The 25,993-nt window shown below is 60.2% G+C and carries 21 protein-coding genes and 5 pseudogenes; 20 read left to right on the plus strand and 6 right to left on the minus strand.

The features are described from left to right. Positions 1-119 precede the first annotated feature (119 nt). The 3 genes from JFV26_RS10720 to rpmE form a co-directional block, all read right to left on the minus strand. A complete protein-coding gene (locus tag JFV26_RS10720; protein WP_054054610.1) occupies positions 120-1,388 on the minus strand; it encodes a malic enzyme-like NAD(P)-binding protein in 1,269 nt (422 codons plus the stop codon). A 179-nt stretch (positions 1,389-1,567) separates the two neighbouring features. Beyond that, positions 1,568-2,371, minus strand: coding sequence for a thermonuclease family protein (locus tag JFV26_RS10725; RefSeq protein WP_201192119.1), 804 nt, complete (start codon positions 2,369-2,371; stop codon positions 1,568-1,570). 14 nt (positions 2,372-2,385) lie between these two features. Continuing rightward, positions 2,386-2,616: a 50S ribosomal protein L31 gene (gene rpmE, locus JFV26_RS10730; RefSeq protein ID WP_008080648.1), complete on the minus strand. Its 231-nt coding sequence runs from the start codon at positions 2,614-2,616 to the stop codon at positions 2,386-2,388. A 451-nt stretch (positions 2,617-3,067) separates the two neighbouring features. On the opposite strand from rpmE, the pseudogene JFV26_RS10735 reads away from it, so the two are divergent. The 10 genes and pseudogenes from JFV26_RS10735 to JFV26_RS10780 all read left to right on the plus strand — a co-directional run bounded on the left by JFV26_RS10735 (position 3,068) and on the right by JFV26_RS10780 (position 16,048). Continuing rightward, positions 3,068-5,286 (plus strand): annotated as a pseudogene (locus JFV26_RS10735) (primosomal protein N'). Between the two features lie 209 nt (positions 5,287-5,495). Next, positions 5,496-7,232, plus strand: a complete 1,737-nt coding sequence (argS, locus tag JFV26_RS10740; protein WP_201192120.1) for an arginine--tRNA ligase — start codon at positions 5,496-5,498, stop codon at positions 7,230-7,232. A 1-nt stretch (position 7,233) separates the two neighbouring features. Then, positions 7,234-7,941, plus strand: coding sequence for an SPOR domain-containing protein (locus tag JFV26_RS10745; RefSeq protein WP_201192122.1), 708 nt, complete (start codon positions 7,234-7,236; stop codon positions 7,939-7,941). Positions 7,942-8,189: 248 nt separating this feature from the next. Beyond that, complete coding sequence (gene hslV / locus JFV26_RS10750; RefSeq protein WP_007899242.1) at positions 8,190-8,720, plus strand: ATP-dependent protease subunit HslV; 531 nt, start codon at positions 8,190-8,192, stop codon at positions 8,718-8,720. 54 nt (positions 8,721-8,774) lie between these two features. After that, positions 8,775-10,112 (plus strand): ATP-dependent protease ATPase subunit HslU, encoded by a 1,338-nt coding sequence (gene hslU, locus JFV26_RS10755; protein ID WP_201192124.1) that lies wholly within the window; start codon positions 8,775-8,777, stop codon positions 10,110-10,112. 126 nt (positions 10,113-10,238) lie between these two features. Next, on the plus strand, positions 10,239-10,616 hold the full coding sequence (locus JFV26_RS10760; protein ID WP_201192126.1) for a gamma-butyrobetaine hydroxylase-like domain-containing protein: 378 nt from the start codon (positions 10,239-10,241) through the stop codon (positions 10,614-10,616). A gap of 258 nt (positions 10,617-10,874) precedes the next feature. After that, positions 10,875-12,554 (plus strand): class II poly(R)-hydroxyalkanoic acid synthase, encoded by a 1,680-nt coding sequence (gene phaC / locus JFV26_RS10765; protein WP_201192128.1) that lies wholly within the window; start codon positions 10,875-10,877, stop codon positions 12,552-12,554. A gap of 150 nt (positions 12,555-12,704) precedes the next feature. Continuing rightward, positions 12,705-13,558, plus strand: a pseudogene (phaZ, locus tag JFV26_RS10770) (poly(3-hydroxyalkanoate) depolymerase). Between the two features lie 130 nt (positions 13,559-13,688). Continuing rightward, entirely contained in the window at positions 13,689-15,371 is a 1,683-nt protein-coding gene (gene phaC, locus JFV26_RS10775) for a class II poly(R)-hydroxyalkanoic acid synthase (protein WP_201192130.1), read from the plus strand. 59 nt (positions 15,372-15,430) lie between these two features. Continuing rightward, positions 15,431-16,048: a TetR/AcrR family transcriptional regulator gene (locus JFV26_RS10780; protein ID WP_201192132.1), complete on the plus strand. Its 618-nt coding sequence runs from the start codon at positions 15,431-15,433 to the stop codon at positions 16,046-16,048. Between the two features lie 150 nt (positions 16,049-16,198). Here JFV26_RS10780 and JFV26_RS10785 read toward each other — a convergent pair whose 3' ends face one another. From JFV26_RS10785 to JFV26_RS10795, 3 genes are all read right to left on the minus strand, one after another. Further along, positions 16,199-17,065 carry a phasin family protein gene (locus JFV26_RS10785; RefSeq protein WP_201192134.1) on the minus strand — a complete coding sequence of 289 codons (867 nt, stop codon included), beginning with the start codon at positions 17,063-17,065 and terminating at the stop codon, positions 16,199-16,201. A gap of 10 nt (positions 17,066-17,075) precedes the next feature. Beyond that, the gene (locus JFV26_RS10790; protein ID WP_201192136.1) at positions 17,076-17,498 is read right to left on the minus strand and encodes a phasin family protein; all 423 of its coding nucleotides are present in this window, start codon (positions 17,496-17,498) and stop codon (positions 17,076-17,078) included. A 220-nt stretch (positions 17,499-17,718) separates the two neighbouring features. Further along, positions 17,719-17,994 (minus strand): polyhydroxyalkanoic acid system family protein, encoded by a 276-nt coding sequence (locus tag JFV26_RS10795; protein WP_201192138.1) that lies wholly within the window; start codon positions 17,992-17,994, stop codon positions 17,719-17,721. Between the two features lie 298 nt (positions 17,995-18,292). Between JFV26_RS10795 and ubiE the strand changes: the two genes are divergently transcribed. The 10 genes and pseudogenes from ubiE to JFV26_RS34810 all read left to right on the plus strand — a co-directional run. Continuing rightward, positions 18,293-19,063 carry a bifunctional demethylmenaquinone methyltransferase/2-methoxy-6-polyprenyl-1,4-benzoquinol methylase UbiE gene (gene ubiE, locus JFV26_RS10800; RefSeq protein ID WP_007948968.1) on the plus strand — a complete coding sequence of 257 codons (771 nt, stop codon included), beginning with the start codon at positions 18,293-18,295 and terminating at the stop codon, positions 19,061-19,063. Next, positions 19,063-19,684: pseudogene (locus JFV26_RS10805) on the plus strand (ubiquinone biosynthesis accessory factor UbiJ). Before ubiE ends, JFV26_RS10805 begins: the two are co-directional and overlap by 1 nt. Then, a pseudogene (gene ubiB, locus JFV26_RS10810) lies at positions 19,681-21,284 on the plus strand (ubiquinone biosynthesis regulatory protein kinase UbiB). The pseudogenes JFV26_RS10805 and ubiB overlap by 4 nt, the downstream one beginning before the upstream one ends. A 79-nt stretch (positions 21,285-21,363) precedes the next feature. Then, positions 21,364-21,756, plus strand: coding sequence for a phosphoribosyl-AMP cyclohydrolase (gene hisI / locus JFV26_RS10815; RefSeq protein WP_201192140.1), 393 nt, complete (start codon positions 21,364-21,366; stop codon positions 21,754-21,756). A 269-nt stretch (positions 21,757-22,025) separates the two neighbouring features. Further along, positions 22,026-22,358: a phosphoribosyl-ATP diphosphatase gene (locus JFV26_RS10820; protein WP_008047820.1), complete on the plus strand. Its 333-nt coding sequence runs from the start codon at positions 22,026-22,028 to the stop codon at positions 22,356-22,358. Between the two features lie 25 nt (positions 22,359-22,383). Further along, entirely contained in the window at positions 22,384-22,662 is a 279-nt protein-coding gene (locus tag JFV26_RS10825; protein WP_123402561.1) for a twin-arginine translocase TatA/TatE family subunit, read from the plus strand. A 10-nt stretch (positions 22,663-22,672) separates the two neighbouring features. Further along, on the plus strand, positions 22,673-23,155 hold the full coding sequence (gene tatB / locus JFV26_RS10830; protein WP_201192142.1) for a Sec-independent protein translocase protein TatB: 483 nt from the start codon (positions 22,673-22,675) through the stop codon (positions 23,153-23,155). Continuing rightward, on the plus strand, positions 23,152-23,946 hold the full coding sequence (gene tatC / locus JFV26_RS10835; RefSeq protein WP_207200292.1) for a twin-arginine translocase subunit TatC: 795 nt from the start codon (positions 23,152-23,154) through the stop codon (positions 23,944-23,946). The genes tatB and tatC overlap by 4 nt, the downstream gene beginning before the upstream one ends. Next, entirely contained in the window at positions 23,943-24,650 is a 708-nt protein-coding gene (locus JFV26_RS10840; RefSeq protein WP_201192144.1) for a 16S rRNA (uracil(1498)-N(3))-methyltransferase, read from the plus strand. Before tatC ends, JFV26_RS10840 begins: the two co-directional genes overlap by 4 nt. Positions 24,651-24,869: 219 nt before the next feature. After that, a pseudogene (locus tag JFV26_RS34810) lies at positions 24,870-25,928 on the plus strand (methyl-accepting chemotaxis protein); the annotation flags it as partial. Positions 25,929-25,993: the final 65 nt, after the last annotated feature.

A 25,993-nucleotide genomic window follows, 5' to 3' on the forward strand; every position in this document is an offset into this window, starting at 1 on the left:
TTTTGTTGCAGGCAAGATCAAAAGATCGTCCGAAGGCTCGGGCCGCGTTCGGACGATCTTTTGATCTTTATACCCATAAAAAAACCCGGCCTATGGCCGGGTTTTTTATGAGCTGCAGCTTAGCCGTTGAACACGTCATCCACGCTTTTCAGCGGGTAGTTCTTCGGATACGGCAGGGTTGCTACGCCGGTCTCGATGGCAGCCTTGGCCACGGCATCGGAGATCACGGTGATCAGGCGGGCGTCCATTGGTTTCGGGATGATGTACTCACGACCGAATTCCAGTTTGATGCCGCCGTAGGCGTCGCACACTTCCTGAGGGACCGGCAGCTTGGCCAGTTCACGCAGGGCGTTGGCCGCCGCCACTTTCATTTCTTCGTTGATGCGTTTGGCGCGAACGTCCAGGGCACCGCGGAAGATGAACGGGAAGCCCAGTACGTTGTTGACCTGGTTCGGGTAGTCCGAACGGCCGGTGGCCATGATCACGTCGTCACGGGTGGCGTGCGCCAGTTCCGGGGCGATTTCCGGGTCCGGGTTCGAGCAGGCGAACACGATCGGGTTGGCCGCCATGGATTTCAGGCCTTCAGCGCTCAGCAGGTTCGGGCCGGACAGGCCGACGAACACGTCAGCACCGGTCAGCGCGTCAGCGAGGGTACGCTTCTCGGTCGCGTGAGCGAACACAGCTTTGTACTGGTTCAGGTCGTCACGGCCGGAGTGGATCACGCCGGTACGGTCAACCATGAAGATGTTTTCGATATTGGCGCCCATGCTCACCAGCAATTTCATGCAGGAGATGGCGGCCGCACCAGCGCCCAGGCAGACGATCTTGGCGTCAGCCAGGGTTTTGCCAGCGATTTCCAGGGCGTTGATCATGCCGGCGGCAGTAACGATTGCCGTGCCGTGCTGGTCATCGTGGAATACCGGAATGTCGCACTGCTCGATCAGAGCACGTTCGATCTCAAAGCACTCAGGCGCCTTGATGTCTTCCAGGTTGATGCCACCGAAGGTGATGGAGATACGCTTGACGGTGTCGATGAAGGCTTGCGGGCTTTCGGAGTCGACTTCGATGTCGAACACGTCGATGCCGGCGAAGCGCTTGAACAACACGCCTTTACCTTCCATCACTGGCTTGGAAGCCAATGGGCCGAGGTTACCCAGGCCGAGAATCGCGGTGCCATCGGAAATGACTGCAACCAGGTTGCCCTTGCCGGTGTATTTGTAGGCCAGTTCAGGATCGCGGGCGATTTCGCGTACTGGTTCGGCTACGCCGGGGCTGTAGGCCAGCGACAGATCGCGGGCGGTAGCGGTGGCCTTGGTGAGCTCGACACTCAGCTTCCCTGGACGAGGATGGGCGTGATATTCGAGAGCGGCAGTTTTCAAATCAGACATGTGGGCATTCCGCTTTTTACTGTTGGACAGACGGACCGCCGAGGATACGCGTGTCGCAAAGTCCCTACAAGACTGACCAGTCACCCCTGTCAAGCGCCCTGCCCTACGACTTTGGGCCAAGAGCCACGGAACACAAGGGATTGACTGTTCACAATCAAGATAAAAAATGTCTACAATTTTTATCGCTGGATGGCTTGAAGCATCGACGGATCGCTAAGCGGCAACAGCCAGCGCGCTTGTCCATTCTCAAGTCCGCCACGGCGCGAACGGTCCAGCACCCAGCCACGCGCCTCAATCTGCTTGCCCTTCAGCCGTTCAAGAGCGGCGACATCGAACGACCCGAGTAGATTGGGTGCAACGCGCAATACAACCGAATCCTGCAACTCGATCCAAACCCCGCCGCGATTGCGTTGAACCTTGCTCACACGACCACTGAGCACGGCGAAACCGGACGTGCGAATCTGCTCCGCTTTCAGTACAGGCGACTGTCGCCACAGACCAAGACCAGCCTGTCGGGCCGCGCGCTCCGCCGCTTGTTGGCACATCGCCAAATCGACGTTCGGCGCCACGGCCACCTGAAAACCGAGGCCTTCGGCGAGCATCTGCGCTTCGAGGTTGGCGCCGTCGGCACCGTAGACGTGAGCCAAGGTGCGGCCGTAGCGATCCGTGGCCTCTTTACCGGGCAACAAACCCACTTGGCCCTTGCTGGCCGCGACCAGCGCTTCAAGGCGTTTGCGTGCAGCCACAGCGAATGGTTCGTCAGTGCGGCCCTGTCGGCCCAGTTCCGGGGTATTCAAGCCGATCATACGCACACTGCGGCCATCGCTCAGGCGCAGGGTGTCGCCGTCTACCACTCGCTGCACGGCGACAGACGTCAAACCGCTCGGTGCCGGGCAGAAAGCCTGGGCGCCGGAGAGCCAAATCGCGGACATAAAAAAGGCGCCCGCAAGGGACGCCTTTTTCAACAGCAGGGAAAAGCCCATCGGGCTCTTCAGCCTTACTCTGCAGCAGCAGGAGCTTTCTTGCCGAAAGCACCGAAGCGGTCTGCGAAGCGCTGTACACGGCCGCCAGTATCCAGAGTCTTCTGCTTACCGGTGTAGAACGGGTGGCACTCGTTGCATACGTCAGTACCCAGTGGCTTGCACAGGTTCGAACGAGTTTCGAACTTGTTGCCGCAGCTGCAAGTTACTTCGATGGTTTCGTATGCTGGATGGATATCGGCTTTCATGGTGTATTCCTCAGGCTAGTGTGCCGCCACTCAACACTATTGTTGAATACCGCACATAATTAGGCCGCGGATTCTACCAGACCTTTGCAATCACGCAAGCTGTCCAAGGTGCCCTCCATCAGAAAAGACTGTTCAAGGTTGACGGCGTCTTTTAACGCCATGCTGCGTTGCTACTCCTCCCCATAGCGCGCTATGGGGAGGAGTAGCGCCTTGCCTGGCATTAAAATCCACTCGCCAACACTTGAACGCTTTTCTGATGGAGGACACTCAACCAGTCGTCTGCTAGGCTCCCGGCACTTAACACTATCCCTGTGGGAGCGAGCCTGCTCGCGAAGAGGACCTGTCAGTCAGCATTTATGTCGTCTGACACAACGCTTTCGCGAGCAGGCTCGCTCCCACAAGTTATGCGCACAACCTTTCATTTATTGCCCGCCCAAAGAGAATCCCCCGCGTGCCCGACGCCATTTTGCGCCTCGCCTTGCCTTCGCCGCTGCGCCGCCTGTTCGATTACCGTGCCCCGGCCGGCGTACTGCGCGCCCAGTTGCAGCCGGGCATGCGCCTGCGAGTGCCGTTCGGTCGGCGGGAGATGATTGGCATTCTGGTCGAAGTCACCGACACCAGCGAAGTGCCGGTGGAAAAGCTCAAGCCGGCCCTGGCCCTGCTCGACGCTACGCCGCCATTGCCGCCCGCGCTGTTCAAGCTGTGCCTGTGGACGTCCCAGTATTACCAACACAGCCTCGGCGACACGTTGAGCTGGGCGTTGCCGGTGTTGCTGCGCCAGGGCGAACTGGCCGAAGCGCGCCAGGAACGCTTCTGGTCCGTCGCCCCCGGCGCCAGCCTGGATGACCCGCGTATCGCTCGCGCCCCGCGCCAGCGCGAAGCCTTGGCGACGCTGGCCCAGCACCCGCACGGCGTGGCCCATCAGTTGCTGAGCAAACTGATGCTGAGCAAAGACAGCCTCGACCTGTTGCTGGCCAAGGACCTGGTGCAGGTAGAAATCCGCAAGCACGCCCCCGGCGCCCGTCATGAACACTGGCTGGCCCAGCCCGAATTGCCGCTCAACCCGGAACAACGCGCGGCCTACGAGGCGATCCGTGCCGGGTTCGACAGTTATCACGCGTTCCTGCTGGCCGGCGTCACCGGCAGCGGCAAGACCGAAGTCTATTTGCAGTTGATCCGCGAAACCCTTGAAGCCGGCAAGCAGGCGCTGGTGCTGATCCCGGAGATCAACCTCGGCCCGCAGACCCTGGCGCGCTTCGAGCAGCGCTTCAACGCCCGGATCGCGCTGATCCACTCGGCGATCAATGATCGCGAGCGCCTGGAAGCCTGGCTCGCTGCCGGGACGGCGACGCCGACATTATTATCGGCACCCGTTCGGCACTGTTTACGCCGATGAAGAATCCCGGCCTGATCATCATCGACGAAGAGCACGACGGCTCCTATAAACAGCAGGAAGGCTTGCGCTACCACGCCCGCGACCTGGCATTGGTCCGCGCCCGGCAGGAAAACATCCCGATTGTCCTCGGATCCGCCACGCCTTCGCTGGAAAGCCTGCACAACGCCTACACCGGCCGCTACGGCCTCCTGCGCCTGAATGAGCGCGCCGGCGGCGCGAAACAGCCACGCTTCCTGCGCCTGGACGTAAAAAGTCGTCCACTCGATAGCGGGATTTCCGGGCCGATGCAACAGGCCATCGGCCAGACCCTGGCCGCCGGCCAGCAAGTCCTGGTCTTCCTTAACCGTCGCGGCTTTGCGCCGACCTTGCTCTGCCACGATTGCGGCTGGATGTCCGAGTGCCAGCGCTGCGATGCGCGGATGACCGTGCACCAGCGCTCCGGCGAATTGCGTTGCCACCATTGCGGCTACGTCGAACGCGTGCCCCGGCACTGCCCGAAATGCGGCAAGGTCGATTTGCGGCCCGTCGGCGCGGGCACCGAGCGCGCTGAGGAACGGCTGGCGATTCTGTTTCCGGACGTGCCGGTGCTGCGAGTTGATCGCGACAGTACCTCGCGCAAGGACGCGATGAACCAGTTGTTCGCAACCATTCAGAAAGGCCAGCCGTGCATTCTGGTCGGCACGCAGATGCTTGCCAAAGGGCACCATTTCCCTCGGGTGACGCTGGTGTCGATTCTCGATGCCGACGGCGGGCTGTTCTCCGGCGACTTCCGCGCCAGCGAGCGCATGGCGCAGTTGATCGTCCAGGTCGCCGGCCGTGCGGGGCGGGCCGAAGAGCCAGGTAGAGTGATCATCCAGACCCACCTGGCGGACCATCCGCTGCTGGTGCAACTGACCGAACAGGGTTACTTCGCCTTTGCTGAACAGGCCTTGAGCGAACGCCGTGCCGCCGGCCTCCCGCCGTTTGCGCACCTGGCACTGCTGCGGGCCGAGGCGCACAAACCAGGGCAGGCCGAAGGCTTTCTCGATGAGGCGTGCAGCGAGGCGGAACGATTGCTGGCCGAGCAGAATCTGAGCGGTATCGAGTTGCTCGGGCCGGTGCCGGCACCGATGGAGCGTCGCGCCGGGCGCTATCGGGCGCAGCTATTGTTACAGGCTACGGCCCGGGCGCCGCTGCATCGGTTGCTCAGCAGTTGGCTGCTGGTTCTGGAGCAAATGCCGAGTGGGCGGGCGGTGCGCTGGTCTTTGGATGTTGATCCCGTCGATTTGTATTGAAGATCAATAGATCGCAGCCTGCGGCAGCTCCTACAGGGGAATGCGATTAATGCAGGAGTTGCCGCAGGCTGCGATCTTTACCGCTTTTGTCACCACATATCCATAACCTGCCCGCTATAGTTGGCAAGCACGTCCGGGCCACGGATAATGCCCAGTTTTTCCACTAGCGCATCGAAGCGCCGCCGCGCTTGCGGTCGAAAGAGAACACCATGAAAGACACCATTCGCCTGCTGATCCAACAAGCCATCACCCAACTCGTCAACGAAGGTGTGTTGCCTGAAGGCCTGTCGCCGGCGATCCAGGTGGAAAACTCCCGTGACAAGAAGAACGGCGACTTCGCCAGCAATATCGCGATGATGCTGGCCAAACCGGCCGGTATGAAGCCGCGCGACCTGGCAGAAAAAATCATCGCCGCGCTGCCGGCTGACAAAAACGTCACCAAGACCGAAATCGCCGGTCCGGGCTTCCTGAACTTCTTCCAGAACACCCAGGCCCTGGCCTCGCGCCTCGACGCGGCGCTGGCTGACAAGAACGTCGGCGTGCGCAAGGCCGGCCCGGTGCAGCGCACTGTGGTTGACCTGTCGGCGCCGAACCTGGCCAAGGAGATGCACGTCGGCCACTTGCGCTCGACCATCATCGGCGACGGCGTGGCGCGGGTGCTGGAGTTCCTCGGCGACACCGTGATCCGTCAGAACCACGTGGGCGACTGGGGCACCCAGTTCGGCATGCTGATGGCGTACCTGCAAGAAAACCCGATTACCAGCGACGAACTGTCGGACCTGGAAAACTTCTACCGCGCTGCCAAGCAGCGCTTCGACGAATCCGAAGAGTTCGCTGACCGTGCCCGCGGCCTGGTGGTCAAGTTGCAGGCCGGCGACGCCGAATGCCTGGCGCTGTGGTCGCGCTTTCGCGAGATCTCGCTGTCCCACTGCCAGGCGATCTACGAACAACTGAACGTCAAACTGACCATGGCCGACGTAATGGGCGAAAGTGCCTACAACGACGACCTGATCAACGTGGTCAACGACCTCAAGGCTGCCGGCCTGTTGGTCGAGAGCAACGGCGCCCAGTGCGTGTTCCTCGACGAGTTCAAGAACGCCGACGGCGACCCGTTGCCGGTGATCATCGTCAAGGCCGACGGCGGCTACCTCTACGCCACCACCGACCTGGCGGCCGTGCGTTATCGCAGCAGCAAGCTGAAGGCTGATCGTGCGTTGTACTTCGTCGACCAGCGTCAGGCCCTGCACTTCCAGCAAGTGTTCCAGGTCGCGCGCCTGGCTGGTTTCGTCACGCACCCGATGGACATGGAACACATGGGCTTCGGCACCATGAACGGCGCCGATGGCCGTCCGTTCAAGACCCGTGATGGCGGCACCGTGAAACTGGTCGATCTGCTGACCGAAGCCAAGGACCGCGCCTACACCCTGGTGAAAGAGAAGAACCCGGAGCTGGCCGAAGACGAGTTGCGCAGTATCGCCAAGGTCGTGGGCATCGGCGCGGTGAAATACGCCGACCTGTCCAAGCACCGTACCAGCGACTACAGCTTCAACTTCGACCTGATGCTGAACTTCGAAGGCAACACCGCGCCGTACCTGCTGTACGCCTACACCCGCGTGGCCGGCGTGTTCCGCAAGCTCGGCAAGGATTTCAGCGAAGTCGAAGGCCAGATCGTTCTCGAAGCGCCGCACGAACATGAACTGGCGGCCAAACTGGCGCAGTTCGGCGAAGTACTGAACAACGTTTCCGACAAAGGGACGCCGCACATTCTGTGCACCTACCTGTACGATGTCGCCGGCCTGTTCTCCAGCTTCTACGAGAACTGCCCGATCCTCAGCGCCGACACCCCGGCGCTAATGCAGAGCCGTCTGCGCCTCGCCGCGCTGACCGGTCGCACACTCAAGCAAGGCCTGGAACTCTTGGGTCTGGAAACTCTGGAGCGTATGTAAGTTGGCTGCCAAGAAAAAACCTGCACCCAAGCGCGGCGCCAGTCGTTACACCGCTCCTGCAAAGAAACCGATCCCGGGCTGGTTATGGATGGCCATCGGCCTGACCGTCGGCGCGTTTATCGTGTTCCTGATGAAGCTGGAGCCGGGCAAGGGTAGCGAGAGCGTCAAGCGCGAGAAGATCGAGCAGCAGAAAGCCAGCAAGATCGCCGAGGCCAACAAGACGCCACCGAGCCCGACGCAACCGGTGAAGCCGAAGTACGACTTCTATACCTTGCTGCCGGAATCGGAAGTGATCGTGCCGCCGGACGCGGTGCCGGAGAAAACCCTGCCGACACCACAAGTGCCGACGGTGCCAACCACCCCGGTGACGCCAGAACAAGCGGCGAAGATCGACACCGCGCGGGCGCAGGCGGCGCTGTCCGGGATCACCCCGCCACCCGCGCCACCGGTTTCCAAAGCGGCGCCAGTGACCAGGTTCTTCCTGCAGGCCGGTTCGTTCCGCAAGCAGGCTGACGCCGACAAGGTTCGCGCACAGATCATCTTGCTCGGTCAGGCGGTGGCGGTTGAATCCGGCACGGTGAAAGATGAAACCTGGTATCGGGTTTTGGTTGGACCGTTCAGCAACCGTGAACAACTGACCACTGCCCAGAAACAACTGGCCGGCAGCGGCTTCAGCAACCTGTTGTTACAACAACGCCAGAGCCGCTGATTTCTGCCACTGCAGCTCCCACAGGAGACACATATCCCTGTAGGAGCTGCCGCAGGCTGCGATCTTTTCTGGGGTTGCAGGTTACTTGTCTGGAAAAAAAGAGCAAGATCAAAAGATCGCAGCCTTCGGCAGCTCCTACGCGCCTCGCACCGCTCGTCCCCCGCCTCGTCCTACAGTTGAAAAACGCTCCACCACCCCCATATGAGTTGGCATAAGGCATTTTCGCCCCGCTGCGTGGAGACTCTCCCTTGACCACCATCGTTTCAGTTCGCCGCCACGGCAAAGTCGTCATGGGCGGCGACGGCCAGGTTTCTCTCGGCAATACCGTGATGAAAGGCAACGCGAAGAAAGTTCGCCGCCTGTACCACGGCCAGGTCATCGCCGGTTTTGCCGGGGCTACCGCTGACGCCTTCACCCTGTTCGAGCGTTTTGAAGGCCAGCTCGAGAAACATCAGGGTCACCTGGTTCGCGCCGCCGTCGAACTCGCCAAAGAATGGCGCACCGACCGTTCCCTCAGCCGCCTCGAAGCCATGCTCGCCGTCGCCAACAAAGACGCATCCTTGATCATCACCGGCAACGGTGACGTCGTTGAACCCGAAGAAGGCCTGATCGCCATGGGTTCCGGTGGCGGTTACGCCCAGGCCGCCGCGAGTGCCCTGCTGAAGAAAACCGATTTGTCGGCTCGGGAAATCGTCGAAACCGCGCTCGGCATCGCCGGCGACATCTGTGTATTCACCAACCATACCTTCACCATTGAGGAGCAGGACCTCGCCGAGTAAGCCTGTTTCGGCCTAGCGCCACGGCTCGCTTTTGCTAGAGGACCGCCAATTACTATGTCCATGACTCCCCGTGAAATCGTCCACGAACTCAATCGCCATATCATTGGCCAGGACGATGCCAAGCGCGCCGTCGCCATCGCGCTGCGTAACCGCTGGCGCCGGATGCAGCTGCCTGAAGAGCTGCGCGTTGAAGTAACGCCAAAGAACATCCTGATGATCGGCCCGACTGGTGTCGGTAAAACCGAGATCGCCCGTCGCCTGGCCAAACTGGCGAACGCGCCGTTCATCAAGGTCGAAGCGACCAAGTTCACCGAAGTCGGCTATGTCGGCCGCGACGTTGAATCGATCATTCGTGACCTCGCCGACGCCGCGATCAAGCTGCTGCGCGAACAGGAAATGACCAAGGTTCGCCACCGCGCCGAAGACGCCGCCGAAGAGCGCATCCTCGACGCCCTGCTGCCGCCGGCACGCATGGGCTTCAGTAACGAAGAAGCACCGTCGGCCGATTCCAATACCCGTCAGCTGTTCCGCAAGCGCCTGCGTGAAGGCCAGCTGGATGACAAGGAGATCGAAATCGAAGTCGCCGAAGTCGCGGGCGTCGATATCTCCGCGCCACCGGGCATGGAAGAGATGACCAACCAGTTGCAGAGCCTCTTCGCCAACATGGGCAAAGGCAAAAAGAAAAGCCGCAAGCTCAAGGTCAAGGAAGCGCTGAAACTGGTCCGTGACGAAGAAGCCGGTCGCCTGGTCAACGATGAAGAGTTGAAGGCCAAGGCGCTGGAAGCCGTCGAGCAGCACGGCATCGTGTTCATCGACGAAATCGACAAGGTCGCCAAGCGCGGAAATTCCGGTGGCATCGACGTGTCCCGCGAAGGCGTACAGCGTGACTTACTGCCGCTGATCGAGGGCTGCACCGTCAACACCAAACTGGGCATGGTCAAGACTGACCACATCCTGTTCATCGCTTCCGGTGCGTTCCACCTGAGCAAGCCGAGCGATCTGGTGCCTGAGTTGCAGGGTCGCCTGCCGATCCGCGTCGAGTTGAAAGCGCTGACCCCGGAAGACTTCGAACGTATTCTCAGCGAGCCGCATGCATCGCTCACCGAGCAATACTGCGCACTGCTGAAAACCGAAGGCCTGACCATCGAGTTCCAGCCGGACGGGATCAAGCGCATTGCCGAGATCGCCTGGCAGGTCAACGAGAAGACCGAGAACATCGGCGCCCGTCGCCTGCACACGCTGCTTGAGCGCCTGCTGGAAGAGGTGTCGTTCAGCGCCGGTGATCTGGCCAGCGCCCACGACGACAAGGTGATCCTGATCGACGCCGACTACGTCAACAGCCACCTCGGCGAATTGGCACAGAACGAAGACCTGTCCCGTTATATCCTGTAGGTCTCCTGTTCCCCTGGTAGGAGCTGCCGCAGGCTGCGATCTTTTGATCTTTCAAGATCAAAGATCAAAAGATCGCAGCCTGCGGCAGCTCCTACCAGGGTGCTCCACCAAGACGGACGACCTGTCATGACCCAGTTGCCCACCGACATCAAACTGCACAAAGCCTCGAAAACCCTGTCGCTGAAATACGCGTCCGGCGAGGAATATCACCTGCCCGCCGAGTTCCTTCGGGTGCACTCTCCTTCCGCCGAGGTCCAGGGCCATGGCAAACCTATCCTGCAATTTGGCAAGATCGCCGTCGGCCTGAGCAAGGTAGAACCGGCCGGTCAGTACGCACTGAAATTGACCTTCGATGACGGCCACGACAGCGGCCTGTTCACTTGGGAATATCTGTACGAACTGGCGCGACGTCATGACGCACTCTGGGATGATTATCTTGCCGAGCTCAAAGCCGCCGGCAAAACCCGCGATCCAAGCCAGTCCATCGTCAAGCTGATGCTCTAGGTCAGGCTTCTTGCTCTTTAGAGGGCATTTTCTAATTTCATCTGTTTGAATGCTCTGCTGTCAGGCTGAGGATCGGCCTGCTTGCGAAAAAAATTAAACTCGGGTAACCAATGGAGCTGGCAAGTTCCCTGCAGTGCTCGTTGTACTAAAAAGCAGCGATGCAGAATTAACGGTCACCCGAGCAGCAGTACCTGATATTGGTTGTGTGACTACACGGCTGGGCTCAGGTACTCGTCTCAGGACAATGGAGCGTCGTAGATGAGTAACAAGAACAACGATGACCTGAAGTATCAAGCCTCGGAAAACACCCTGGGGCTTAATCCAGTTGTTGGGCTGCGTGGAAAGGATCTACTGGCTTCTGCTCGAATGGTGCTCAGGCAGGCCATCAAACAACCGATTCACAGTGTCAAACATGTCGCTCATTTCAGTCTCGAACTCAAGAACGTGTTGTTTGGTAAATCCGAGCTGCAACCGCCAGGCGAAGACCGTCGCTTCGCCGATCCGGCCTGGAGCCAGAACCCGCTCTACAAACGTTATTTGCAGACTTACCTGGCGTGGCGCAAGGAACTCCATGCCTGGATCGACGACAGCAGCCTGTCGCCCAAAGACGTCGCCCGCGGACACTTCGTGATCAACCTCATGACCGAAGCCATGGCCCCGACCAACAGTGCGGCCAACCCTGCGGCGGTCAAACGCTTCTTCGAAACCGGCGGCAAGAGCCTGCTCGACGGTCTCTCCCACCTGGCCAAGGACATCGTCCATAACGGTGGCATGCCGAGCCAGGTCAACATGGGCGCCTTCGAAGTCGGCAAGTCGCTTGGCGTGACCGAAGGCGCGGTGGTGTTTCGCAACGACGTGCTGGAGCTGATCCAGTACCGGCCGATCACCGAGCAGGTGTACGAGCGCCCATTGCTGGTGGTGCCGCCGCAGATCAACAAGTTCTACGTATTCGACTTGAGCCCGGACAAGAGCCTGGCGCGCTTCTGCCTGCGCAATAACGTGCAGACGTTCATTGTCAGCTGGCGCAACCCGACCAAGGAACAGCGCGAGTGGGGTCTGTCGACCTACATCGAAGCGCTCAAGGAAGCCGTCGATGTGGTCACCGCGATCACCGGCAGCAAAGACGTGAACATGCTTGGCGCCTGTTCCGGCGGCATCACCTGCACCGCCCTGCTGGGTCACTACGCGGCGATCGGCGAGAAGAAGGTCAACGCCCTGACCTTGCTGGTGAGCGTGCTGGATACCACCCTGGAAAGCGACGTGGCCCTGTTCGTCGACGAACAGACCCTCGAAGCCGCCAAGCGCCATTCCTACCAGGCCGGTGTGCTGGAAGGCCGCGACATGGCGAAAGTCTTCGCCTGGATGCGCCCCAATGACCTGATCTGGAATTACTGGGTCAACAACTACCTGCTGGGCAACGAGCCGCCGGTGTTCGACATCCTGTTCTGGAACAACGACACCACACGGTTGCCAGCCGCGTTCCACGGTGACCTGATCGAGATGTTCAAAAGTAACCCACTGATCCGCCCCAACGCACTGGAAGTGTGCGGCACGCCGATCGACCTCAAGCAGGTGACGGCCGACATCTTTTCCCTGGCCGGCACCAACGACCACATCACGCCGTGGAAGTCCTGCTACAAGTCGGCGCAGTTGTTTGGTGGCAATGTTGAATTCGTACTGTCCAGCAGCGGGCACATCCAGAGCATTCTGAACCCGCCGGGCAACCCGAAATCGCGCTACATGACCAGCATCGACATGCCGGTGAAGGCCGAGGACTGGCAAGAGAACTCCACCAAGCACACCGATTCCTGGTGGCTGCACTGGCAGGCGTGGCAGGCCGAGCGCTCAGGCAAGTTGAAGAAATCCCCGACCATACTGGGCAACAAAACCTACACCGCCGGCGAAGCTGCGCCGGGCACTTACGTACATGAGCGGTAACTGACACACCTCGCGCCCCTGTAGGAGCTGCCGCAGGCTGCGATCTTTTGATCTTGGTTAAGAGAGTCAAGATCAAAAGATCGCAGCCTGCGGCAGCTCCTACAGGGGATCGAGGATGAATTTTAGAAAGTGACCCACAGGGCCAGAAGCATGCCGCAACCGTTCATTTTTCGTACCGTCGACCTGGATGGCCAGACCCTCCGCACCGCGGTACGCCCCGGCAAGCCTCACTTGACGCCCTTGCTGATTTTCAACGGCATCGGCGCCAACCTTGAGCTGGTATTTCCGTTCGTCGCGGCGCTGGACCCGGACCTGGAAGTCATCGCTTTCGACGTTCCCGGTGTCGGCGGCTCGTCGACGCCGAACCGGCCATATCGCTTTCCGGGCCTGGCGAAACTCACGGCACGGATGCTCGACTATCTCGACTACGGACAGGTCAACGTGATCGGCGTGTCCTGGGGCGGCGCCCTGGCGCAGCAGTTCGCCTACGACTATCCCGAGCGCTGCAAAAAACTGGTGCTGGCCGCCACGGCGGCCGGTGCGGTGATGGTGCCCGGCAAGCCGAAAGTCCTGTGGATGATGGCCAGCCCCCGGCGTTACATCCAGCCGTCCCACGTGATCCGCATTGCACCGATGATCTACGGCGGCTCGTTCCGTCGCGACCCGACACTGGCGGCCAGCCATGCGGCGAAGGTGCGTTCGGCGGGCAAGCTCGGTTACTACTGGCAACTGTTCGCCGGCCTCGGCTGGACCAGCATTCACTGGCTGCACAAGATCCACCAGCCGACGCTGGTGCTGGCGGGCGACGACGATCCGCTGATCCCGCTGATCAACATGCGCATGCTCGCCTGGCGGATTCCCAACGCCCAATTGCACATCATCGATGACGGGCATCTGTTCCTGATTACCGGGCCGAAGCGGTGGCGCCGATCATCATGAAATTCCTCGAGGAAGAACGTCAGCGTGCGGTGATGCATCCGCACCCGACACCATTGGGCGGCTAATCCGCCCCGGCTTTTTGTTAATGGGAAAGGGACGGCAGGACGCCTTACCGCGCAACAACCCATAACAGCGTCTATGGTGATCTGGTTCGGTGTGTTTGTTTTTGGCCTGAAGACGAAGGAGTGTTGACTCATGCGCGAAAAACCAGCGACGGGCTCGTTGCCCTCTCCCGCCGCCTTCATCAACGCACAAAGTGCGATTACCGGTCTGCGCGGCCGGGATCTGTTGTCGACCCTGCGCAGCGTGGCGGCCCACGGTTTGCGCAACCCGGTGCACAGCGCCCGGCACGCCCTGAAACTGGGTGGCCAGTTGGGCCGTGTGCTGCTGGGGGAAACCCTGCATCCGACCAACCCGCAGGACAGTCGCTTTGCCGACCCGGCGTGGAGCCTCAACCCGTTTTACCGGCGTAGCTTGCAGGCCTACCTGAGCTGGCAGAAACAGGTCAAGACCTGGATCGACGAGAGCAACATGAGCCCGGACGATCGCGCCCGCGCCCACTTCGCTTTTGCCCTGCTCAACGATGCCGTGTCGCCCTCCAATACCCTGCTCAATCCGTTGGCGATCAAGGAGATTTTCAACTCCGGCGGCAACAGCCTGGTGCGCGGCCTCAGTCACCTGGTCGACGATTTCCTGCACAACGATGGCTTGCCCCGGCAAGTCACCAAGCAAGCCTTCGAGGTCGGTAAAACCGTCGCCACCACTACCGGTTCGGTAGTGTTTCGCAACGAGCTGCTGGAGCTGATCCAGTACAAGCCGATGAGCGAAAAACAATATTCAAAACCGCTGCTGGTGGTGCCACCGCAGATCAACAAGTACTACATTTTCGACCTGAGCCCGCACAACAGCTTCGTCCAGTTCGCCCTGAAAAACGGCCTGCAAACCTTCATGATCAGTTGGCGCAACCCGGATGTGCGTCACCGAGAGTGGGGGCTCTCGACCTACGTTGAGGCCGTGGAAGAAGCAATGAACGTCTGCCGGGCGATCACCGGCGCACGCGAGGTCAACCTGATGGGCGCCTGCGCCGGCGGGCTGACGATTGCCGCGTTGCAAGGTCATCTTCAGGCCAAGCGACAACTGCGGCGAGTCTCCAGCGCGACCTACCTGGTGAGCCTGCTCGACAGCCAGATGGACAGCCCGGCCACCCTGTTCGCCGACGAACAAACCCTGGAAGCGGCCAAGCGCCGCTCCTATCAGAAGGGCGTGCTGGACGGTCGCGACATGGCCAAAGTGTTCGCCTGGATGCGCCCCAACGATTTGATCTGGAGCTACTTCGTCAACAACTACCTGCTGGGCAAGGAGCCGCCGGCATTCGACATTCTCTACTGGAACAACGACAACACGCGCCTGCCCGCGGCGTTCCATGGCGACCTGCTGGACTTCTTCAAGCACAACCCGCTGAGCCATCCGGGCGGTCTTGAGGTGTGTGGCACACCAATCGATTTGCAGAAAGTCACGGTCGACAGTTTCAGCGTGGCCGGCATGAACGACCACATCACTCCGTGGGATGCGGTGTATCGCTCGACCCTGCTGCTGGGTGGCGAGCGGCGCTTCGTGTTGTCCAACAGCGGCCATGTACAGAGCATCCTCAACCCGCCTTCCAACCCGAAAGCCAACTTTGTCGAAAGCCCGAAACTGAGCAGCGACCCGCGTGCCTGGTATTACGACGCCAAGCAAACCGACGGCAGTTGGTGGACGCAATGGCTGAGCTGGATTCAGGAGCGCTCCGGCGCGCAAAAAGAAACCCACATGGCCCTCGGCAACGCCAACTATCCACCGATGGAAGCCGCACCCGGCACTTACGTCCGCGTGCGCTGACGCTCAACCCACCACGGCCGAAGCAGGCCGTGGCATGACTCGACCATTAAGAAGACTGGATGAAAACCCGCGACCGGATCCTCGAATGTGCTTTGCAGTTGTTCAACCTCAAGGGCGAACCGAACGTATCCACCATGGAAGTTGCCAACGAAATGGGGATCAGCCCCGGCAACCTCTACTACCACTTCCACGGCAAGGAACCGCTGATTCTCGGGTTGTTCGAGCGCTTCCAGAATGAGCTGGCTCCGCTGCTCGATCCACCGTCCGACGTGGAACTGGGCCCCGAAGATTACTGGCTGTTCCTGCACCTGATCGTTGAGCGCCTGGCGCATTACCGGTTCCTGTTCCAGGACCTGTCGAACCTGGCAGGACGCCTGCCGAAACTGGCCAAGGGCATCCGCAATTTGCTCAATGCGTTGAAACGCACACTGGCATCGTTGCTTGCGCGATTGAAGGCTCAGGGACAGTTGGTCAGCGACACCCAGGCGTTGGGGCAACTGGTGGAACAGATCACCTTGACGTTGCTGTTTTCGCTGGACTATCAGCGGATTCTGGATCGAGAGGGGGAAGTGCGGTTGGTGGTGTACCAGATCATGATGCTGGTGGCGCCGCATCTGCTGCCGCCGATTAAAGCGGCGACTGAGCAACTGGCGTTGCAGTATCTGGAGGAACATTAAGATCAAAAGATCGCAGCCTTCGGCAGCTCCTACAGGTGTATGCGATCCCCTGTAGGAGCTGCCGAAGGCTGCGATCTTTTCGCTGACCATTCAAATCTCAAATAAAACGCCCGACCTTTGCAGGCCGGGCGTTTTCTTGAGCCCTGAAAATCAGGACTGACTGGTTGGCGTCACTGGAGCTGGCGCGGCAGTCGGGGTAGCAGCAGGGGTCGGTGCGGCAACGGAGTTCGTTGTGCTGGCCGGGGCTGCCAGCTTGGCGGCAGCGACTGCTGGTTTGGGTGCGGCGGCTTTTGGCGCTGCCGGTTTTTTCACTGCGGGCTTCTTCGCTGCGGCAGGTTTTGCCGCTGGCTTGGCTGCAGGTTTGGCTGCTGCGGTTTTTGCTGCAGGCTTGGCCGCTGCCGGTTTCGCTGCTGGTTTAGCGGCGGCTTTGGCGGCGACCGGTTTGGCCGCTGGCTTGGCGGCTGCAGGTTTCGCTGCGGCAGTTTTGACCGCAGGCTTCGCCGCTGGTTTGGCAGCCGGTTTAGCGGCAGCTTTGACCAGTGGCTTGGCAGCGCTTTTGGCCGCTGGTTTGGCTGCTGCGGTTTTCGCCGCAACAGGCGCAACCTTGGCACCGGTGAGCCGTTCGATTTGCTTGGTCAGGGTATCGACCTTGCTGTGCAGCGCCTTGACTTCGTTGCGGCTCGGAACACCGAGACGCGAAATGGCGCTGTTCAGACGCTTGTCAAAAGCCCCTTCCAGCTCATCCCACTTGCCCAGTGCGCGATCTTTCACGCCGCTGATGCGCGACTTGGCCGACGAAGCAGTATCCTTGGCGGCGTCGACTTTTTTGCCGACAGCGCTTTTGGTGAGCTTCTCGGCTTTCTCGCCGTCTTTAACCAATGTATCGAAGAGTTTGCTGCCGTCAGTGTCGATCTTCGAATACACGCCTAAACCAGCCAGCCAGATTTTGCGGGAGTAGTCTTCGACTTTCCCGATCCACGAGCTGCCTTCTTTTTCAGTATTCTTTTTACCAGCCATCCCGTTCTCCTTAAGATTTACGCGCGACACGTTCGAGCAATGCCGTCAGCTCATCGAGCTTAGCAGAGAGTGTCTCAACGTCATGTTTAGACGGAATGCCGATACGATTCAAGGCACTTGCGACACGCGAGTCAAAAGCCTTCTCGACCTTGTCGAGTTGAACTTCGACCTTGCCTTTGAAAGTGCTCACTTCACTCTTGGCTTCATCGATCTCGGCATTGGCCGCTTCGAGTTTTTCAGCAACGACCTTTTTGCCTTTCTTTTCAACAGTTTGACCAGCCTTGATCAACTCTTGAAAGTACTCGCCGCCCTCGTGTCCAACCTTGGTGTAGGCACCCAGGCCTGCCAGCCAGATCTTGCGGGCATACGATCTGACGTCTTGCAGAGCGTTAGTCGATGCGTCGATTTTTTTCTTCAAAATAACTTTGGCCATGGTGCACCTCACGCGCAGAAGGTTTGAGGAACTGCCCGCGAAAGTCTCGGGCTCATGCACAAAGTAGGGAGAAAAGTTAGAAACGGCACCCTAACAACTGACATAAAACCGTGGCGCCTGATGGAAGAGATCGCAGCCTCGTTTCACTCGACAGCTCCTACGGGGGCGGCGTACACCTGTAGGAGCTGTCGAATGAAACGAGGCTGCGATCTCTTTGGAATCACGCCAACGCTTTATCGAGCGCCTTTTCGATTTCAGATTTGATCATTGCGCTCATGGCCGACATCATCAGGCCCAGCTCCACATCAACCTTGATCGAATCCTCACCGACATGCACCGCGCCTTTCACACCCGAACGCTTGAGGTTCAGGGTATCGCCGGACCACTGCGGCTCCAGGCCATATTGATCGGACAGTTTCTGCGCCAACAGGTCGGCCTTCTCGCGTGCAGCTTCCTTGCCCAGGCCGTGGGCACGTTCAACACTAATTCGGGCCATCGAATGACTCCTGCTTTATGGATACTTTCCTGACGCATCTTGACCGCTGCTGCGGCAAAACGTCCCGCTCAGGCGGTGTGAAAACGTAGCGAGCGAAGGCAAGACAAGGCAAAAACAGGCGAGGACGCGGAGTTTACGAGCTGTAAATGAGCAGTCCGAGCCTGTTTTTAACGCAGTATTGCCGAGCGCAGTAGTTTTCACACAGTCTGAGAGGTTGCCTATCTTACCTTTAGCCATTCCAAGACAAAGCAGGCCACCGGGATTAGAATGTCCCGCATTCTCTTCTGGTGACAGCGATATGACTGATCAGCGCAAAGGCAGCGATGCCGAACCCACCACTCACTTCGGTTTCAAAAACGTTCCGGAAAGCCAAAAAGCGGAAAAAGTCGCTGAGGTTTTTCACTCGGTAGCCGCCAAGTACGACTTGATGAACGACCTCCTGTCGGGCGGCATGCACCGTCTGTGGAAGCGTTTTGCGATCGAGCTGTCGGGCGTTCGCACCGGTAATCGTGTGCTGGACATCGCCGGCGGCACCGGCGATTTGACCAAGAAGTTCTCGCACCTCGTCGGCCCGACCGGCCAAGTGGTGTTGGCCGACATCAACGAATCCATGCTCAAGGTCGGTCGTGACCGCCTGCTGGACCTCGGTGTGGCTGGCAACGTCGAATTCGTCCAGGCCGACGCTGAAAAGCTGCCGTTCCCGGACAACCATTTCGACTGCGTGACCATCGCTTTCGGCCTGCGCAACGTCACTCATAAAGAAGACGCCCTGCGCTCGATGCTGCGTGTACTCAAGCCTGGCGGTCGCCTGTTGGTATTGGAATTCTCCAAGCCGACCAACGCGCTGATGTCCAAAGCCTACGACGCCTACTCGTTCGCCTTCATGCCGCTGATGGGCAAGCTGATCACCAACGACTCGGAAAGCTATCGCTACCTGGCCGAATCGATCCGCATGCACCCGAATCAGGAAACCCTGAAGTCGATGATGGTCGAGGCCGGTTTCGACCGCGTGACCTACCACAACATGACCGCAGGCATTGTCGCCCTGCACCGCGGCATCAAGCCCTGATGTGGCTGGCCGGCCTGCTCGCCAGCGTTGAACTCGGTCTGAACCGGGTGCTGCGCCTCGACAGCACCGCGCTGCCGCGTCTGGCACATTTGACCGGCAAAGTGATTGCCGTCGATTGCCGCAGCCCGGCGCTGCAACTGTTCATCCTGCCCAGCGATGAAGGCCTGATGCTTGCCTCCCAGTGGGAAACCGGCGCCGATTGCACCTTGCGTGCACCGGCCTCAAGCCTGTTGAAACTGGCGATGAGCAAGGACAAGACTTCGATCTTGCACAGCCCGCAAGTCGAGCTTGATGGCGATAGCGGCGTACTGCTGGAACTGGCGGCCGTGCTGCAAGACCTTGAGCTGGACTGGGAGTACGAACTCGCGCTGGCTCGGCCCGGTTGCCACGCAATTGGTCGGCGGTCACCTGCGCAGCCGCGCACGTTTTTATCAGCAAGGGTTCGCCAGCCTGAACCAGAACCTTGGCGAATACCTGGCCGAGGAATCGCGCACCCTCGTCGGTCAGCGCGAAGCCGAAGCCCGTTTCAGTGAACTGGACCAGATCAAACTCGATCTGGAACGTCTCGAGGCGCGTTTCGAGCGCCTTTCCCGATCCCTAGACCCAAGCGATAACGCATGAAGCTGCTTGCCGTCCGCCGTTTGTTGCGCATCCAGCGCGTCGTGATCCGCTACCGCCTCGATGACCTGCTGTTCGCCCTGCCGCTGCCCTGGTTTCTACTGGCGCTGCGCTATGCCTTGCCGTGGCGCTGGTTCCCGCGCAAGACGCTGGACCTGAGCCGTGGCGCACGATTGCGCCTGGCGTTGCAGGACCTGGGACCGATTTTCATCAAGTTCGGGCAGATTCTGTCCACTCGCCGCGACCTGTTGCCCGAAGACATCGCCGATGAGCTGATGAAATTGCAGGACCGGGTGCCACCGTTCGACTCGCAAGTGTCGATCAAGCTGATCGAAGAACAGCTTGGCAAAAAGATCAGCGAAGTTTTCAGCCGTTTCGACGTTGAACCGCTGGCCTCGGCCTCGGTGGCGCAGGTACATGCCGCGCAGTTGAAGACCGGTGAAGAAGTGGTCGTCAAAGTCATCCGCCCGGCCTCAAACCGATCATCAAGCAAGACCTGGCGTGGCTGTTCATCCTCGCCCGCGCCGCTGAGCGGCTGTCGGCCGACGCGCGCCTGCTGCATCCGGTGGACGTGGTCCAGGACTACGAAAAAACCATCTACGACGAACTCGACCTGCTGCGCGAGGCGGCCAACGCCAGCCAGTTGAAGCGCAACTTCGAAGGCTCACCACTGCTGTACGTACCGCAAGTCTATTGGGACTGGTGCCGGCCGAAAGTGCTGGTGATGGAGCGCATCTACGGGATCCAGGTCACCGACCTCACGACCCTGGCCGACCAGCGCACCGACATGAAAATGCTCGCCGAGCGTGGCGTGGAGATCTTCTTCACCCAGGTGTTCCGCGACAGTTTCTTCCACGCCGACATGCACCTGGGCAACATCTTCGTCAGTACCGTCAACCCGTGGAGCCCGCAGTACATTGCGATCGACTGCGGTATCGTCGGCAGCCTGACCCCGGAGGACCAGGATTACCTGGCGCGCAACCTGTTCGCGTTCTTCAAGCGTGATTACCGGCGTGTGGCACAGTTGCACATCGATTCGGGCTGGGTGCCGGCGGAAACCAAACTCAACGAATTCGAAGCGGCGATCCGCACGGTTTGCGAACCGATTTTCGAAAAACCGTTAAAAGATATTTCCTTCGGCCAGGTGCTGATGCGCCTGTTCCAGACCGCTCGGCGCTTCAACATGGAAGTGCAGCCGCAGCTCGTGTTGCTGCAAAAAACCCTGTTGAACATCGAAGGCCTGGGCCGTCAGCTGTACCCGGACCTGGATCTGTGGAACACCGCCCAGCCGTTCCTCGAACGCTGGATGCGTGAACGCGTCAGCCCCAAAGCCTTGATCGGCAATGTACAGAGCCAGTTCGAACAGTTGCCGCACCTGGCCAACATGGCTCGCGACCTGCTCGAACGCATGTCCCAGCCCCACGCCTACGACCCGCCACCCCCGTGGCACAAACGCAAGGACGACTGGTTCCTGCGCCTGCTCGGTTGTGCACATCTGGCCGGCGGGACGATACTCGCCGCGGGTGGGCCACTGAACGAACTGGGGCATTGGCCAGCCGGCATCATGGTGGCCGTCGGCTTGTATCTGGTCGTTCGCCGATAGCCAGAGCTCCCGCGCGCTGGCACACTGTTTCAACGCCTGCCCGACTAATGAAGTGTCGGGCCCGCTGTCGGAGTCGAAGATGAAAAACTGGCTGGACGAGATCAAGTGGGACGCCGATGGCCTGGTGCCAGCGATTGCCCAGGATCACAAGACCGGGCGCGTCCTGATGATGGCCTGGATGAACCGCGAAGCGCTGGAACTGAGCGCTGCCGAGAACCGTGCCATTTACTGGTCACGCTCCCGTGGCAAGTTGTGGCGCAAGGGTGAAGAGTCCGGCCACGTGCAGACCCTGCATGAAATGCGCCTGGACTGTGACGCCGACGTGATCATCCTGATGGTCGAGCAAATCGGCGACATCGCCTGCCATACCGGCCGCCAGAGCTGCTTCTACCGCGTCTTCGAGAACGGCGACTGGAAAACTGTCGATCCGGTACTCAAAGACCCGCACGCCATCTATTCTGCAGGACATTAGGATGTGTCATCAGTCATTTCCTGAGCTGCGTTGCCGGCTCAAAGCGCGCCAGGCAAGGCGTAGGCCGCCGGGAATGGCGTTTCCTTGCCAAGGCCTGCAACGCGGCATGGCGCGCTTTGAGCCGGCAACCCGAAGGGCCGGGCCTGATTTTGTGCAGGGCTGCGTTACTCGTCGTTTATTTGAAACACCAAACCACACTCCTCGCGCCTTGCCCTGCACAAAATCAGGCACCGGCGCAGCTCAGGAAATGACTGATGACACATCCTCACATGAGTGACACTCTGACCCGTCTGGCCGAGGTGCTGGAAGAGCGCAAAGGCGCCGCCGCCGACAGCTCGTATGTCGCCAGCCTGTACCACAAGGGCTTGAACAAGATTCTGGAAAAAGTCGGCGAAGAGTCGGTCGAAACCATCATTGCCGCCAAGGACGCCGCCATCAGCGGTGACTGCAGCGATGTGATCTACGAAACCGCCGATTTGTGGTTCCACAGTATGGTCATGCTCGCCCAACTGGGGCAGCATCCACAGGCTGTACTCGATGAACTGGACCGTCGCTTCGGTCTGTCCGGACACGCCGAGAAAGCCTCGCGCCCGTCCGCCTGAACAACTATTAGAGAGGAGCAGCAACATGGGCATTTTTGACTGGAAACACTGGATCGTCATCCTGGTTGTCGTGGTGCTGGTGTTCGGCACCAAGAAACTGAAAAACCTCGGCACTGACGTCGGCGAGTCGATCAAGGGCTTTCGCAAAGCCATGAACGATGAAGAGAAGCCAGTTGACCCGACGGTGACCCCGGCCCAACCAGTGCCACCTGCTCAACCAACGACGACCTCGCCACTGAACCAGCCGCACACCATCGACGTGCAGGCGCAGAAAGTCGAAGAGCCGATCCGCAAAGACGTGTGAGCACTGACTAATGTTTGGTATCAGCTTCTCTGAACTGCTGCTCGTCGGCCTCGTTGCCCTGCTGGTGCTGGGCCCCGAGCGTTTGCCGGGTGCTGCGCGCACCGCCGGCCTGTGGATCGGGCGGCTGAAGCGCAGCTTCAACGCGATAAAACAGGAAGTTGAACGTGAAATCGGTGCCGACGAAATTCGTCGGCAACTGCACAACGAGCACATTCTGTCCCTGGAACAGGAGGCGCGGAAGATCTTCACGCCGACCCAGCAGGAGGCGACGCCGGTGCAACCGGTCGAGCCGGTGGCGGAACAGACGATTCATGCTCCGGTAGCGGCAGAACCTGCCGTTGTTGTCCCGCCTGCAGAACACGCGCCTACCGTGGCTGCCGTCGAGCCTGCGCCTGTCGTTGTCGCACCGACACCAATTGAACATGTTGCTCCTGCCGCCGCGCCGACAACGCCGGCCCCTCACGACCCAACATTGCCGCCGCGAGCCCCATGAGCGAACTTCCTGAAAACGACCAGCACATGCCGCTGGTTTCGCACCTCACCGAGTTGCGTACCCGCCTGCTGCGCTGTGTAGCGGCGATTTTCATCATCTTCGCCGGGTTGTTCGCGTTTACCCAGCAGATCTACACTTTTGTCTCGACTCCCCTGCGGGCGTACCTGCCCGTCGGCGCAACGATGATCGCCACCGACGTATCATCGCCGTTCCTGACACCGCTGAAACTGACGATGATGGTCTCGCTGTTCCTGGCGATCCCGGTGATCCTGCATCAGATCTGGGGCTTTATCGCACCGGGCCTGTACAAGCACGAGAAACGCATCGCCGTGCCGTTGCTGGTCTCCAGCATCCTGCTGTTCTATACCGGCATGGCGTTCGCCTACTACCTGGTCTTCCCGCTGATCTTCAAGTTCTTCGCCTCTGCCACCCCGGCCGGCGTGGAAATGATGACCGACATCACCAGCTACCTCGATTTCGTCATGACGCTGTTCTTCGCCTTCGGCGTAGCGTTCGAGATCCCGGTGGCCGTAGTGTTGCTGGTGTGGATCGGCGTGGTTGACGTCAAATACCTGAAGAAAATCCGCCCGTACGTGGTCATCGGCTGCTTCGTGGTCGGCATGATCCTGACCCCGCCGGACATCTTCTCGCAGACGCTGTTGGCCGTACCGATGTGGTTGCTGTTCGAAATCGGCATCCTGTTCGGCAGCCTGGTCAGCAAACGTGGCGAGCACCCGGACGACCAACCGGCTGACGATCACAACGACCAGCCGCCAGCGACCCAGCCGTGAATCTGCTGCTCCTAGAAGAGGCCGACTTTATTGCGGCCGACCGGGCGATCCTGCGTGATCGCCGGTTGACCCATATGCAGGAAGTCCATCGCTGTGTCGTCGGTGACAGCATGCGTGTCGGCCGTATCGGCGGCTTGATGGGTTCGGCCGAAGTGCTGCGCCTGGATGCTGATGAAGCCGAATTACGCGTCGTTCTCGATCAACAGCCACCGACCAAGCTGCCGCTGACCCTGGTGTTGGCCCTGCCACGGCCGAAAATGCTCCGCAGGGTGTTTCAGACCGTGGCGGCCATGGGTGTGCCACGCGTCGTGCTGGTGAACAGCTACCGCGTCGAGAAGAGCTTCTGGCAAACCCCGTTTCTGGAACCTGAAGCGATTCGTGCACAGTTGGTCCTTGGCCTGGAACAAGCCCGAGACAGTGTGCTGCCGGAGATCGTCATCGAGAAGCGCTTCAAGCCGTTTGTCGAAGACCGCCTTCCCGCCATCACCGAAGGCACCCTCGGCCTGGTCGGCCACCCCGGCAACTACCCGCCCTGCCCCCGTGGCCTGGACGAACCGGTAACCCTGGCCATCGGCCCCGAAGGCGGCTGGATCCCTTACGAAATTGAGTTGCTGGGCAAGTCCGGCCTGCAACCGGTGCAACTGGGCGATCGCATCCTGCGGGTTGAAACTGCCGTTACTGCGCTGCTCGCCCGCCTGTTCTAACCCTGCACCATCCGGCGTAGGAGCTGCCGAAGGCTGCGATCTTTTGATCTTCGCGGCAGTGAGATCGACGAAGATCAAGATCAAAAGATCGCAGCCTTCGGCAGCTCCTACACAAAGTTGTGTTCCCGCATCGCGAGCCCGCTCGGTGCCTACAGATTCCCGCCAACCAGCCGATACAGTCCCCATAAAACCAATTTGTGGTCCGAGGGGAGTAGCAGCATGTACCGTTGGCTAGCCGAGAAACTGGGAAACGTAGGCGTTAATCGCAAACTGGGTGTCGGCTTCGGTCTCGTCCTGCTCCTGACCCTTTTGATCACCTTCACCGGCTGGACCGGCCTGACAGGTGTGATGAGCCGTGGCGATAAACTGGGCTTCATTTCCAGTCTCAATGAGCTGACCAAGGACCTGCGCCTGGCGCGCCTGGACTACGAAATGCGCCGAGGCGAACAAGGCCCGGGCGCGGTCAACGACCTGGTGGGCCAACTCGACGCCGGCCTGCAGACCGCGCGCAAGCTGATCGAGCAACCCGCCGACGTGGCGATGATCGACCAGCAACTGGCCGCCGTCAGCCAGTACAAGCAAGCCTTCATCGCCATGACCCAGGCCGGTGCCAACCGCGAAGACGCCCGCAGCAAGCTCGGCGCGACCGCCGACAACGCCGTGGCCAAGGTCGCTGAAGTCGAGAAAACGCTGCTGCAAGGCGACAGCGTCGCCCAGTTCAACAGCGTGATCGACCTGAGCAAACTGATCCAGCAAGCGCGCTTCCAGGTCCGCGGCTACACCTACAGCGCCAAGACCGAAGCTGAGCAGCCGGCGCTGGACGCCATCGACGCCGCCCTGAAAAACCTCGAGACCCTGCCGGCCAAACTGCCGGAACAGCACATCGCCAACCTGCAACAGGCCACCGACTCGCTCAAGGCCTATCGCGCTGCCGTCAGCCAATTCCGCGACTCTCAGGTGGCCAGTGCCGCCGCGCTCAAACGCATGAGCGAGCAAGGCGATATCCTGCTCGACCTCAGCAAAAAACTGACTGCGTCGCAAACCATCGTGCGCGATACCGACGCCGCCAGCGCCAAAAACCTGCTGCTGATGGCCACCGTCCTCGCACTCGCCTTTGGCTTGCTCGCGGCATGGGCGATCACTCGCCAAATCGTCATTCCGCTGAGCCAGACCCTCAAAGTCGCCGAACGCGTTGCGGCGGGTGATCTGACCCAAAACCTCATTTCTCTACGTCAGGACGAACTGGGTCAGCTCCAGCGCGCCATGCAGAGCATGACCCTGGGCCTGCGCGAGTTGATCGGCGGTATCAGCGACGGTGTCACGCAAATTGCCAGCGCCGCTGA

The sequence above is a fragment of the Pseudomonas sp. TH31 genome (assembly GCF_016650815.1).
In the GTDB taxonomy this organism is placed as follows: domain Bacteria; phylum Pseudomonadota; class Gammaproteobacteria; order Pseudomonadales; family Pseudomonadaceae; genus Aquipseudomonas.

Bases quoted from the DNA above. Each gene is read 5' to 3' on its own strand.
- JFV26_RS10720 (WP_054054610.1), bottom strand. From the start codon at position 1,388: ATGTCTGATTTGAAAACTGCCGCTCTCGAATATCACGCCCATCCTCGT.
- JFV26_RS10725 (WP_201192119.1), bottom strand. From the start codon at position 2,371: ATGGGCTTTTCCCTGCTGTTGAAAAAGGCGTCCCTTGCGGGCGCCTTT.
- rpmE (WP_008080648.1), bottom strand. From the start codon at position 2,616: ATGAAAGCCGATATCCATCCAGCATACGAAACCATCGAAGTAACTTGC.
- argS (WP_201192120.1), top strand. From the start codon at position 5,496: ATGAAAGACACCATTCGCCTGCTGATCCAACAAGCCATCACCCAACTC.
- hslU (WP_201192124.1), top strand. From the start codon at position 8,775: ATGTCCATGACTCCCCGTGAAATCGTCCACGAACTCAATCGCCATATC.
- JFV26_RS10760 (WP_201192126.1), top strand. From the start codon at position 10,239: ATGACCCAGTTGCCCACCGACATCAAACTGCACAAAGCCTCGAAAACC.
- phaC (WP_201192128.1), top strand. From the start codon at position 10,875: ATGAGTAACAAGAACAACGATGACCTGAAGTATCAAGCCTCGGAAAAC.
- phaC (WP_201192130.1), top strand. From the start codon at position 13,689: ATGCGCGAAAAACCAGCGACGGGCTCGTTGCCCTCTCCCGCCGCCTTC.
- JFV26_RS10780 (WP_201192132.1), top strand. From the start codon at position 15,431: ATGAAAACCCGCGACCGGATCCTCGAATGTGCTTTGCAGTTGTTCAAC.
- JFV26_RS10785 (WP_201192134.1), bottom strand. From the start codon at position 17,065: ATGGCTGGTAAAAAGAATACTGAAAAAGAAGGCAGCTCGTGGATCGGG.
- JFV26_RS10790 (WP_201192136.1), bottom strand. From the start codon at position 17,498: ATGGCCAAAGTTATTTTGAAGAAAAAAATCGACGCATCGACTAACGCT.
- JFV26_RS10795 (WP_201192138.1), bottom strand. From the start codon at position 17,994: ATGGCCCGAATTAGTGTTGAACGTGCCCACGGCCTGGGCAAGGAAGCT.
- ubiE (WP_007948968.1), top strand. From the start codon at position 18,293: ATGACTGATCAGCGCAAAGGCAGCGATGCCGAACCCACCACTCACTTC.
- hisI (WP_201192140.1), top strand. From the start codon at position 21,364: ATGAAAAACTGGCTGGACGAGATCAAGTGGGACGCCGATGGCCTGGTG.
- JFV26_RS10820 (WP_008047820.1), top strand. From the start codon at position 22,026: ATGAGTGACACTCTGACCCGTCTGGCCGAGGTGCTGGAAGAGCGCAAA.
- JFV26_RS10825 (WP_123402561.1), top strand. From the start codon at position 22,384: ATGGGCATTTTTGACTGGAAACACTGGATCGTCATCCTGGTTGTCGTG.
- tatB (WP_201192142.1), top strand. From the start codon at position 22,673: ATGTTTGGTATCAGCTTCTCTGAACTGCTGCTCGTCGGCCTCGTTGCC.
- tatC (WP_207200292.1), top strand. From the start codon at position 23,152: ATGAGCGAACTTCCTGAAAACGACCAGCACATGCCGCTGGTTTCGCAC.